The organism is Paraburkholderia sp. UCT31, from assembly GCF_014397655.1.
Taxonomy (GTDB): Bacteria; Pseudomonadota; Gammaproteobacteria; order Burkholderiales; family Burkholderiaceae; genus Paraburkholderia; species Paraburkholderia tuberum.
The window spans coordinates 1-11806 of record NZ_VZQP01000107.1 but is presented as its reverse complement, the minus strand read 5'-3'; the positions used below and the strand labels follow the sequence as shown (position 1 = coordinate 11806).

Genomic DNA, 11806 nt, shown 5'->3' with positions numbered 1-11806 from the left:
TATCGACTGTTAGTTTTTAAAGATCGGTCCGCCAAACCCGCCGCGCCTGAACCACCTGAACCACCACTACCCGGCACTGCTTCGTTTGCGTCGCTGCGTCTGCAGCAGAGAAACGGGATTATGGAGAGCGGTCAACAACACGTCAATACCCTTCTGCGAATTTCTTTTGGGGACAGCATGCGAGGATACGACACTATATACAGGAAAACGACATGGAGCCCCCTTGCGCAAGGAGCAACTCGCCCCTATCTAGGTTATGTCGCGCGCATGGCCACGGACTATGCACCTGCGTAGCCTCACGCAATGCCTGCGACAACAGCGACGATGATTTGATGTGCACCCACGAGCGCGAACCCCCAAGCTCGTATATAATGCGAGCCGCGCAAAATTTCGCATGTCCATCGGCCCGCTTCGAGCGGGCTCATCTTTTTTGCTCCCCAGAGCACAGCCCAACAACCGCGTTGAGTCACATCAGGTGATGCTGAGCCCTGCTCGAAACGCCTGACGGTAGCGTCTTGCGTCTCATAGCGAAGCCTCTAGAGGAAATTACGTGAACCCTTTTGATCGCGAAGATTCGCAACACGACACCGCCTTCACTGCCAAAGTTCCGTCCGGCCGTTCGGCCAAAGGCAAGGGCGCCGGCAAAGCGATTCCCGTGGCAGCCGAGCTGCTGCCGCAACAAGCCGAAGAACGCCAGCGCCTGATGCGCGCACTGATCCAGCTGGGTAAAGAGCAAGGCTACCTGACCCACGCGCAGATCAACGACCACCTGCCCGACAACTTCACCGCAACCGCCGCGATCGACAGCATCGTCAGCGCGTTCAGCGACATGGGCGTGCAGGTCTACGAGCAGGCCCCGGACGCGGAAACGCTGCTGCTCAACTCGAATTCCCCCGCCGTGGTGTCGGACGACCAGGCGGACGAGGAAACCGAAGTCGCGCTGTCGACCGTCGACTCCGAGTTCGGCCGCACCACCGACCCCGTGCGTATGTACATGCGCGAAATGGGCGCGACCGAGCTGCTCACCCGCGCAGGCGAAATCGCGATTGCGAAGCGCATCGAAGACGGCCTGCACGAAATGGTGCAGGCGATCGCCGCGTGCCCGCTCGCGATCTCCGCGATCCTCGCGAGCGCGCAGCAGGTTGTCGACGGCGAGCTGCGCATCGACGAACTCGTCGACGGCCTGAATGAAGAGACGGCCGCCGCGGAAGAAGTCGCGAGCGCCGACACGGATGCCGATGAAGACAGCGACGCCGACGAAGACAGCGAAGACGAAGAAGACGACGACGTCGGTCCGGAAGATTCGTCGGCGGCGGACGAAGCTCGCCTGAAGCAGCTCACGAGCGACTGCCTCGAAATCTTCGCCCAGGTCGGCATTCTGTACGACCAGATGAACGCGTCGCACGCGCGCGGCGACGTCACGTCGAAGGCCTATCTGCGCGCACGCGAAGACATTCAGCAGCACCTCGCGAAGATCCGCTTCACCGCACGCACGATCGACCGTCTGTGCGGCGACGTGCAGCGCCAGGTCGCGCAAGTGCGCGCGATCGAGCGCAACATTTTGCAGATCGTCGTCTCGAAGGCCGGCATGCCGCGCGAGAAGTTCATCGAAACGTTCGCGGGTAGCGAGGCCGACCTCGGCTGGACCGAGCGTGCCGCGCGCACCGGCGCGTCGACCTATGGTGCGGCGCTCGAGCGTCACCTGCCAGCCATCCAGTCCGAACAGCAGAAGCTGATCGACATCGAAGCGACGGTATCGCTGCCGCTCAAGCATCTGAAAGAAATCAACCGCCAGATGGTCGCGGCCGAATCGAAGATGCGCAAGGCCAAGAGCGAGATGATCGAGGCGAACCTGCGTCTCGTGATCTCGATCGCGAAGAAGTACGTGAACCGCGGCATGCTGTTCCTCGACCTGATCCAGGAAGGCAACATCGGTCTGATGAAGGCCGTGGACAAGTTCGAATACCGTCGTGGCTGGAAGTTTTCGACGTACGCGACGTGGTGGGTCCGTCAGGCCGTCACTCGTTCGCTCGCCGATCAGGCGCGCACGATCCGCGTGCCGGTGCACATGATCGAAACGATCAACAAGCTGAACCGCATTTCGCGCGAGATCCTGCAGCAGACCGGCCAGGAAGCGCATCCTGCGGTGCTCGCGGAACGCATGGAACTGTCGGAAGAGAAGGTGCGCGGCATTCTGAAGATCGCGAAGCAACCCGTATCGCTCGAAACGCCGGTCGGCGACGACGGCGATGCGACGCTGGGCGACATGATCGAAGACGCTGGCGTATCGTCGCCGGCGGATGCCGCGATGCAGGCCGACCTGCGTGCCGCGATCGACGACGCGCTCGACTCTCTGTCCCCGCGCGAAGCGAAGGTGCTGCGCATGCGCTACGGCATCAACACGAAGTCGGATCACACGCTTGAAGAAGTGGGCAAGCAGTTCGACGTGACCCGCGAGCGGATCCGCCAGATCGAGAGCAAGGCGATGCGCAAGCTCATGCATCCGAGCCGCGCGGACCGTCTGAAGTCGTTCCTCGACCGATAATCGTTTGCCACGCTTGCCGTGCGCGCTGCACGGCAAGCCGCCCACATCGTCATACACAAGCAGCGGGATGAACCGGTCGACGGTGAGTCCCGCTGTTTGCTTTTGTGCTGTACCTTTCCACAATTCTTCAGGCGCGAATTCTCCGCTTCGCTTCCCGCCCTGTTGTCCACAGATTTTGGGAACAAGCTTGTGGACAACCTGCGCATGACTGCGCTAACTCATTGAGCGTACTGCGTTTCGCGCTCGTGCCTGAGATGAGTCGCGTGTCCCATTACTTGCCGCACATCGTGCGCCCCCCGCCCATTGCCGCGCTCTCAACGCGAGTCCAATCTCAGAAGGCGCCACCATGATCGAGCAGATTCAGCATGCCCTCGCCAGTCAGCGGCGCCGCCACGGTGCTTTGCCCCAGCATAGGCGGATCGAGGTAGCCGGAAACCTGCAGCGTGTCGACGGCAAAGCGCATCAGCCGATGCAGCACGATTGGCGCCCCAAGGCCGAGCGTGAACACGATGATCGCAAGGTTGCCGCACTGCAAACTGAGCAGACGCGCCACGCTGACGTTACTGCCGAAATGCAATTGCGAGCCGAGCGACGTATTGCCCATCACGTGGCGCGTCAGCGCGGCGACATAGAAGCCGCGGATCAGCATCGTGCCGATGGAGAACAGCGCATAAAACAAAAACAGCGATCCGAGCGCGGCCCGCGACGGCGCCGTACTCGCCCCCGGCACCTGGCCGACATGCATCGATGCGAGAGCGCCCTTCAGAAACACCATGAACAGCACCGCGAACAACACGACCACGCCGACGAACGTAACGAGGAACAGACCGTAGACGACCCACGCGCGCCCCTTGAAGCGAAACGCCAGGCTACCGAAGCTGCTCGCGTTGATGCGGCACTCCATTAGACGCATCGATGTCCACGGCGTCATCTGGCCAAGCGTGACAACGCACAACAGCGCGTACAGCAACGCGCGCACGCCGAAGCCGAGCGCCGAGCCGGTCATGCCGCCGCGAATACCGCACCACTGCGTCCGGCTCAGCCGATAGCGCTGCGCGCCGAAAAACGCACCCGCCGCGAGCACGACGATCAGCAGATACAACGCGATGACAGGCAGCGAACCGAGTGCCGCGCTTTTCGTCAGCATGCGCAAGACCACGCTTAGCGCGCCAGCCGCGAACACCGCGCTGAACACGACCACGATCGCGAGCAGAAAGCCCTTGAATAGCTCGCCCCCGGTGCCCGTGTACTCGAAGCGCTGGTCCTGAAACCGCATGCGCGACCAGACATATCGGCGGTTGTTCGTGGTCGCCCAGAAGCGGTAAATACCGAGCGTCACGATTTGCAGCACAAGGTTTCTGAAAAAGATGCCGTAGAGGTCGCCGAGCGTGCCGTCGTAGATCAGCAGCGGCCGCTTCTCGTCGAGTGAATTCATTGCGTTGCCCCCTTTTCCTCATTTAACGTTTTTGTGGCCCACTCACGCATTCTCGTGCGGCACTCATATGCGGCATGCATGGGCGAACGCGACGGGCGACGATGCTTTCCCGTGCGAAAGCCGCCTCGTGTGGCGCGAACCCGTGTAAAACCTGTCTTTCAGACATTCCGGGAATCACGCAAAACGAAAACCGGCCGGCAAACACGATAATTACACGGTTTCTTATCTTTATAAATGGCATTTCCGCATATAAATCGACGACTTCCATTACAAGATTTGGCAACGTCCGAATTTATTCGAATTGCATAATCTTGAAATTAAGGCGTGCAATAACGATTTCATTTGGGGGCAATCATTTGAGGGTCCACTCGCGCGTACGCGCCGTTCGACGTGGCAATCCCGGGCGGCCTCATCTGCGGCTTGCCACGGTCGGTCTCATAGAAGGCACGCGCAGACGAAAACGATTGCGTATTCGAACTCAACGCGATTCGCGATTCGCGATTCGCGATTAATAAGGAATGCGGTGGATTCTGTTAAAGCGCCACAATTTTTGGCATTTGGATAAAAAAACCCGGCTGCACATTAGATGCTCGCCGGGTAATCTGCCGCACCCCACTGATTGTGTTGATGCAATCAGGATTTTATTGCTGGTCGAAGTACTGCTCGAGCGCGCGGTTCATTCGGTGCACGCCGGTTTCAATCTCCTCCACACCCGGCGCGGCAAACGACAGGCGCAGCGCAGCTCTATCGGCCGCGTCCTTGTAAAACGCGACACCCGGCACGAACATCACGTTCTGTTCGATGCACACGCGCAGATAGTCGGACGCATCGCGTGCCGCGTTCAGACGCGCCCACACGAACATGCCGCCGGCCGGACGATGAAATGCGATGTGCCGCGCGAGATGCGTGTCGAGCGCATCGCATAGCGCGCGGCATTTGACGGAATACGCATCGACAATGCGCGGCAGATGCCGCTCCAACCCGCCGCTCGCGAGGTACTCGGCGGCAATCGCCTGGGTCCAGGGCGCGCTGCATAGATCGACGGTCTGCTTGGCGACCACGCATCGCCGCACGATCTCCGCGTGCGCGATCATCCAGCCGACACGCAAACCCGGCGCGACGATCTTCGACAAACTCGATAAATGCACGACCCAGTCGCGTGAACCGGGCACCTGCTCGCTCAATGCGAAAAGCGAAGGCACTGCCGTGCCATCGAAACGCAGATCGCCATACGGATCGTCTTCGACGATCACGAACCGATAACGCGCCGCCAGTTTCAACAATGCGATTCGACGTTCGAGCGATAGCGTCGCGCCGGTCGGATTCGCGAACGTCGGCACCGTGTACAGCAGCTTGGGAGCGCGACGCAGCGTGCCCGTCTCGAGCACCGCGGCGAGCTTCGCCACGTCGAGGCCGTGTTGATCGACGGGCACCGTGACGACGTCGGCCTGTTGCAGCTTCAGCGCCTGCAAAGTGGCCGGATACGCGGGCTGCTCGACGAGCACGACGTCGCCGGGCGCGACCATCACGCGCAGCAACAGATCGAATCCTTGTTGCGAACCGGTCGTCACCAGCAGGTCTGTTGGCGCGCATGGCGTGCCGCGCCGTGCCATCAGCTGCGCGAGCTGTTCCTTGAGGATCGCGATGCCATCGGTCGGGCCATATTGCAGACACAGCGTCGGCTGTTGCGAGGCGCGCGCGGCCGCGGCATCGAGTCCTGCACGGTCGAACAGATCGCTCGCCGGATAGCCGCCGGCAAACGAGATCATGCCGGGCCGCGCGAGGTATTTGAACAGCTCGCGGATCGGCGAGCCGCTCGGGGCTTCGAATGCGGAATTGAACGAGAACATGATGACGGCCGCCTGCCTTGCGTGTGATATCGATTGGGATGTCGAAGACAATCGACGTCGATTGTGGCCATCGGCGGGATCTGCGGCAAACGATATCTACCCACTACTTATTGCGTTTTTCGCATGACCCGCGCATCGAGCCATATAAGGCGCTACACCACGTTCTTTTCGATGATCGGCCGGTTTTCGAGCACGCGCGTAAAGCTTAGTGAACTGAGATCGAGCGTCGCATAGCGGCCATGCAGAATCAATTCGCTGATGCCGCGTCCGGTTGCCGGCCCTTGCTGCAAACCGTGGCCGCTAAAGCCGTTCGCGAAAATGCAGTTATCGATATCCGGGTGATGGCCAATGATCGCGTTCTGATCGAGCACGTTGTATTCGTAATAGCCGGACCAGCAGTTCTGCACGCGCAGCGCCTCGAATTGCGGCACGCGATTGGCGAGCGTCGGCCAGATCACGTCGTCGAATAGCACGTGATCGACTTCATCGAGCGGTAGATCGTCGGGATCGTTATCGGCCGACGGCGACGTGCCGCAGATATACGAATTGCCTTCAGGCCGGAAGTACACGCCGCTCGGATCGATCAGCAGCGGACAGCGTTCAAGCTTTGCCGGCGACGTGACGTTGAAGATACTGCGCCGCCGCGCATAGACGGGCAGATCGATGCCGACCATCTGTGCGACCTTGCGCGACCATGCGCCGGCCGCGTTGACGACGACGTCGCAAGCATAGGTCTCACCGTCCGCGGTTTGCACCTGCGTGACGCGATTGCCCTCGCGATGCAGCGCGGTGACGTCTGCCGCGACATAGCGCGCGCCGAGCGCCTGCGCTTTCTTGCGCAGCGCCTGTACTAAACCGTAGCCGTCGAACCAGCCCTCGCCGCTTTCGCCATAAGCGCCGGCAACGAGGTCGTCGGTATTGAGCCAAGGGAAGCGCGTTTGCAAGCCATGCGTGTCGAGCAGGCTGATATCTGCGCCGAGGCTTTTTTGCAGCGCGTGATTCTCGCGCAGCGTCGCTTCACCGGCAGGTGTCGCGAGAAACAGGTAGCCGCCTTCGTGCAGATCGATCGAGGGCCGGGTGCCGTCGACTTCGAGCCGCTCGCCGATCGAGCGAAGAAACTCGATGCCGAACAGCGACATCTGAATGGAAAGCGGCGTAGAAAACTGCTGCCGGATCGACGCCGCCGACAAGGCCGACGACGAACGCGCATAGGTCGGATCGCGCTCGATTACCGTGACGCCGACTGTCGGATCGGACAGCCGCAAGAAATACGCAATCGAACTGCCGATCACCCCACCGCCGACGATCACGACTTTCGAACTCACGTCTTACTCCACGAGTAACGTGGCCGCTCCGGAACGCCGGGCGGCGCAAACGGATTGCTATCTGGAACGCGCGGCTGTGGCGCGCCGGACGGCGACGGCGGCGCACCGGCATCAACGCGATGCGCCGCCATCGTTCACGACGTCACACTTGCGCGCTCAGTCGACATTGAAGTCGATACCCTGCGCAAGCGGCAACGCCGACGAGTAGTTCACGGTATTGGTCGCGCGACGCATATAAGCCTTCCATGCATCCGAACCCGACTCGCGCCCGCCGCCCGTTTCCTTTTCGCCGCCAAACGCACCGCCGATCTCCGCGCCGCTCGGTCCGATGTTGACGTTCGCGATGCCGCAGTCGCTGCCCGACGCGGACAGGAAGCGTTCCGCTTCGCGCAGGTCGCTCGTGAACACGCACGACGACAAGCCGTGATGCGCTGCATTGTTCGCCTCGACCGCAGCGGCGAAATCGGCATAGCGCAGCACGTACAGAATTGGCGCGAACGTTTCCTTCAGCACGACCGACGTTTGCGACGGCATCTCGACGATGGCCGGACGCACGTAGTAGCCGCCCTCATAACCCTTCACTTCGACTCGCTCGCCGCCGAACACCTTGCCGCCCTCGGCCTTCGCCTGCTGCAGCGCTTCCTGCATGCGGTCGAACGATTGACGGTCGATCAGCGGCCCCATCAGCGTGCCCTTTTCGAGCGGATTGCCGATCGGCACGCGGCTATACAGTTGCTTCAGACGCTCGACGGTCTTCTCGTACACGCTGTCGTGCACGAACAGACGCCGCAGCGACGTGCAGCGCTGACCGGCCGTACCGACCGCCGAGAACAGGATGCCGCGCATCGCGAGTTCATGGTCGGCCGTCTGCGTGACGATGCCGGCGTTGTTGCCACCGAGTTCGAGCAGCGAGCGGCCGAAGCGCTTCGCCACTTCGACGCCAACCTTGCGACCCATTTCCGTGCTGCCCGTCGCGCTGACGATCGACGCGCGCGGATCGGCCACGAGCTTTTCGCCCACGTCGCGCCCGCCGTTGATCAATGCGGCCAGGCCGGCTGGCGCGTCGCCGAATTCCTTCAGCGCGTCTTCGAGAATCCTGTTCACGGCCAGCGCCGAGAGCGGCGTCTTTTCCGACGGCTTCCAGATCACCGCGTTGCCGCACACCAGCGCGAGCGCCGCATTCCATGACCAGACCGCCACCGGGAAATTGAACGCCGAGATCACGACGCAGGTGCCGAGCGGATGCCACGACTCCGCCATCCGATGACCCGGGCGCTCGGACGCGATCGTCAAACCGTACAGCTGACGCGACAGACCGACCGCGAAATCGCAGATGTCGATCATTTCCTGCACTTCGCCCATGCCTTCCTGCAGGATCTTGCCCGTCTCCAGCGAGACGAGGCTGCCGAGCGCCTGCTTCTGTTCGCGCAGCCGATTGCCGAGCAGCCGCACCAGCTCGCCGCGGCGCGGCGCCGGCACGTTACGCCACACGGCAAACGCGTCTTTGGCCCGGGCGAGCGCCGCGTCGACCTCGACCGCCGTCTGGCTGGCCGCACGGCCGATGAGCTCGCCGGTGATCGGCGAATGTACGGCGATATCGCCGGCTTGCGCGGCTTGGGCAATGCCGAGATCCGCGAGGATAGTGGACGCGTCCATGTGAACCCCTTTAATTTCCGATACGAAACAAGAGTAAGTTCGGAAACTATACACGCGGGTTTTTGTGGCGGCAAGAAGATGCTTGGGGAGTGAAATACCGGTTGACAAAAGGGGGGGCGCTGTTTCCAGAAGGAAACATCGTCAGACTTCGGGCGGGTGTCACGCCCGCGCGTCAAGCCGCCCGCGCGTCAAGCATCTGGCCCGCCATCCTCCTCCAGCACCGCCATCAACCGGTCGACCAGCACACGCGCGAACGGCGGCAAGTCCTTCAGACTGCGCACGCAGATCTTCAGCTTGCGCACGGCCCACGGATCGTTCAGGCCGACGATCGCGATCTGCATCGTCTTTCTGTGCCGCAGCGCGACCGACTCCGGCACGATGCCGATTCCGACACCCGCCTCGATCATCCGGCACGCGGCCTCGAAGTTGCCGACCTGGATGCGAAGTTTGAGACGCGCGCCGAGCGCATCGGCGGCACTCGTGATGAACGCGTGAATCGCGCTCGACGTCGGCAGGCTCACGAAGTTCGCGTTCAGCACCTGCGAGAAATCGACCGACGCTTGTCTCGCGAACGGATGCTCGCACGACGTAACCAGCACGAGCCGATCGTCGCGATATGGCAGCATCTGCAGATGCTCGGCATGCACATTGCCCGCGACGATCCCGATATCGGTCGCGCTGTCGGCGACGCCCTTGACGATCTCGCCGCTCAGCACTTCGCGCAGATCGATGTTCACGTCCGGATGATCGCGCAGGAAACGGCTCAGCACGGCCGGCAGAAACTCGCTGATCGCGGTCGTGTTGGCCCAGATGCGCACGTGGCCCTTGATGCCCTCGCCATACTCCTGCATGTCGCCGGCCAGATGCTCGACGCGTTCGAGCACGAGCCGCGCGTGATGCACGAAGGCTTCGCCCGCGGGTGTCGGCGTCACGCCCTGGCTGGTTCGATAGAGCAGCTTGATGCCGAGCTGCTCCTCGAGATTCTTGACCCGGTTGCTGGCGGCCGGCGCCGACAGGTGCGAACGCTCCGCCGCACGCGCGAGGTTGCGCGTGTCGGCGATATGCAGGAGCAGGCGTAAATCGACGAAATCGAAGTGCATGATGAAAGCTGCTAGCGAGGCATGCGCAAAGCAAACTTTCATCTTAACCGGGTGAAGTGAAAATTTAGCCGGGGAAAGATCCGAATCGACAGATCACCTTGATGCGCGCACGGCTTAAGCCGACTCTCGCATCATCTCCGCTTGCGGTATCAGCTCGGCATCGGGCGAAATCTCCTCGAGCGTCTGCTGACTCGTTTCGATGCGCAGCGCGAGAATCGCGATACTCAGCAACAACAGCACGCCACCGACCATCGTCAGCACACCCGTCACGCCGAACTCCGTGTAGAGCAGCAGCGCGACGTAGGGCGTCGACATCGACGCCGCGCGGCCGCACGTGCCGGCCACGCCGGTGCCGCGCAAGCGATGCGCGGTCGGAAACAGCTCGGGGATATAGCCGAACAGGCCGAGCGTGCAGACCGTGTAGATCGTCGTGACGAGCGCGAAACCGACGACCGCGATCGGCACTGGCGCGCGCATCTGCACGTAGACGAAGCCGAGCACGATCGTTGCAAGCGAGAACAGCACGATGCCGTTGCGTCGCCCCAGGCGGTCCGTCACGAGATAACCGACGACAGCGCCGGCCGGCGCACCGAACGACATCAGCAGCACGAAGCCGAGCGACTGCACGATGGTCAGGCCTTCCTTGACGAAGAACGTCGGCAGCCACGCGACGAAACCGTACAGCGACATGTTGATCGCCATGCAGGTCAGCGCGGCGACCAGCGTGCGGCCGATCATGCCGCGCGCGAACAGCGCCGAGAACGGCGCGGCCGGCACCTCGTGACTGACCACGCGCGAAACCGGCGGCAGCTTGCCGACACGCGCCTCGACCTGTCGCTCGATTGCCGAGACGGTGGCCTCCGCCTCTTCGAGCCGGCCGACCGTTTCGAGCCAGCGCGGCGATTCCGGCATCCGATGCCGCAGGAACCACACGACCATCGCGCCAATCCCCGCGATCGCGAACATGTAGCGCCAGCCGAGATGTGGAATTACCCAATAGCCGACTGCGGTCGCGCCGAGCAGACCGGAGTTGATGATCAGCGCGAGCAGCGCGGTCCAGCGGCCGCGTGTGGCGGGTGGCACGAACTCGCACAGCGTGCCGGCCGCGACCACGAGTTCGGCGCCAAGGCCAATGCCCATGACGAAGCGCAGCAGGATCAGCCAGTAGATGTTCGGCGCGAAGCAGGCGGCGAGCGATGCGATGCCGAAGATCGCGAGATTGGCCTGATACGAATAGCGTCGACCGAAGCGGTCGCCGAGATAGCCTGCCAGCCCCGCGCCGATCATCATGCCCATGAAGGTCGCGGAGATGAAGAACGAGCCGAGGCGGAGATCGGTGAAGCCGGTTTTGACCATCGCCGCGAGCGCGCCGTTGGCGAGATAGATGTCGAAGGCGTCGAGGAAAGCACCCGCGCCGATCAGGCCGAGGATGTTCCAGTGGAAGCGGGTGATCGGCAGGCGGTCGAGGCGTGCGCCGGAGTTGATGGGGGCTGGCAAATTGTGTCTCCTGTCTTTTTAGGCTGCGCGCGGGCGAGAGGCGCGAGCGCGGAATAGTTCTGCGAGGCCGCCTTCGTTCGATGCGGCGGCTCGGGGCAGAGCGCTGAACGGCCGTTGTCGGATCGTGCAGGGCCGTTGGCTTCAAGAGTGCGACAGGTGACGTGGGCTGGGAATTGGGCTTTTTGGAGGTGAGTGTTCCGGTTTGATTAAGGGAATGGGAAAGAAGCGATTTGCATGCCAGAAAGGCGGAACCGCGTCGAGGTCGATTAATTCATACTTCGGCCTCTCAAACAGCCGGAACCCCCGTCGGCACTGGGTTTCGGCTATTTTTTGGGGACTATCGTGTAGCCATGTAAATTAGTATTTTTATATTGCTTTTGCTGGATATTTTGCTTTAA

Annotated in this window: 7 protein-coding genes; 1 reads left to right on the top strand and 6 read right to left on the bottom strand. The window is 62.0% G+C overall.

Translation table 11 applies throughout. From position 1 onward, the window contains the following. Window positions 1-550 precede the first annotated feature (550 nt). A complete protein-coding gene (gene rpoD / locus F6X40_RS39940) occupies window positions 551-2545 on the top strand; it encodes an RNA polymerase sigma factor RpoD (RefSeq protein WP_184040465.1) in 1995 nt (664 codons plus the stop codon). Window positions 2546-2876: 331 nt separating this feature from the next. On the opposite strand, the gene F6X40_RS39935 is transcribed toward rpoD, so the two are convergent. The 6 genes from F6X40_RS39935 to F6X40_RS39910 all read right to left on the bottom strand — a co-directional run bounded on the left by F6X40_RS39935 (window position 2877) and on the right by F6X40_RS39910 (window position 11408). Beyond that, window positions 2877-3980, bottom strand: a complete 1104-nt coding sequence (locus F6X40_RS39935) for a YjgN family protein (protein WP_187631668.1) — start codon at window positions 3978-3980, stop codon at window positions 2877-2879. A 641-nt stretch (window positions 3981-4621) separates the two neighbouring features. Beyond that, window positions 4622-5830 carry a PLP-dependent aminotransferase family protein gene (locus F6X40_RS39930; RefSeq protein ID WP_187631667.1) on the bottom strand — a complete coding sequence of 403 codons (1209 nt, stop codon included), beginning with the start codon at window positions 5828-5830 and terminating at the stop codon, window positions 4622-4624. 152 nt (window positions 5831-5982) lie between these two features. Then, complete coding sequence (locus F6X40_RS39925; RefSeq protein WP_184068948.1) at window positions 5983-7155, bottom strand: NAD(P)/FAD-dependent oxidoreductase; 1173 nt, start codon at window positions 7153-7155, stop codon at window positions 5983-5985. Window positions 7156-7311: 156 nt separating this feature from the next. Beyond that, window positions 7312-8811 carry an aldehyde dehydrogenase family protein gene (locus F6X40_RS39920; protein ID WP_184074304.1) on the bottom strand — a complete coding sequence of 500 codons (1500 nt, stop codon included), beginning with the start codon at window positions 8809-8811 and terminating at the stop codon, window positions 7312-7314. Between the two features lie 188 nt (window positions 8812-8999). Continuing rightward, a complete protein-coding gene (locus F6X40_RS39915) occupies window positions 9000-9911 on the bottom strand; it encodes a LysR family transcriptional regulator (RefSeq protein WP_184056529.1) in 912 nt (303 codons plus the stop codon). A 114-nt stretch (window positions 9912-10025) separates the two neighbouring features. Beyond that, on the bottom strand, window positions 10026-11408 hold the full coding sequence (locus F6X40_RS39910; RefSeq protein WP_187631666.1) for an MFS transporter: 1383 nt from the start codon (window positions 11406-11408) through the stop codon (window positions 10026-10028). Window positions 11409-11806: the final 398 nt, after the last annotated feature.

Excerpts from the sequence above, each read along its gene's own strand:
- F6X40_RS39935 (WP_187631668.1), bottom strand. The coding sequence starts at position 3,980 with ATGAATTCACTCGACGAGAAGCGGCCGCTGCTGATCTACGACGGCACG.
- F6X40_RS39930 (WP_187631667.1), bottom strand. The coding sequence starts at position 5,830 with ATGTTCTCGTTCAATTCCGCATTCGAAGCCCCGAGCGGCTCGCCGATC.
- F6X40_RS39920 (WP_184074304.1), bottom strand. The coding sequence starts at position 8,811 with ATGGACGCGTCCACTATCCTCGCGGATCTCGGCATTGCCCAAGCCGCG.
- F6X40_RS39915 (WP_184056529.1), bottom strand. The coding sequence starts at position 9,911 with ATGCACTTCGATTTCGTCGATTTACGCCTGCTCCTGCATATCGCCGAC.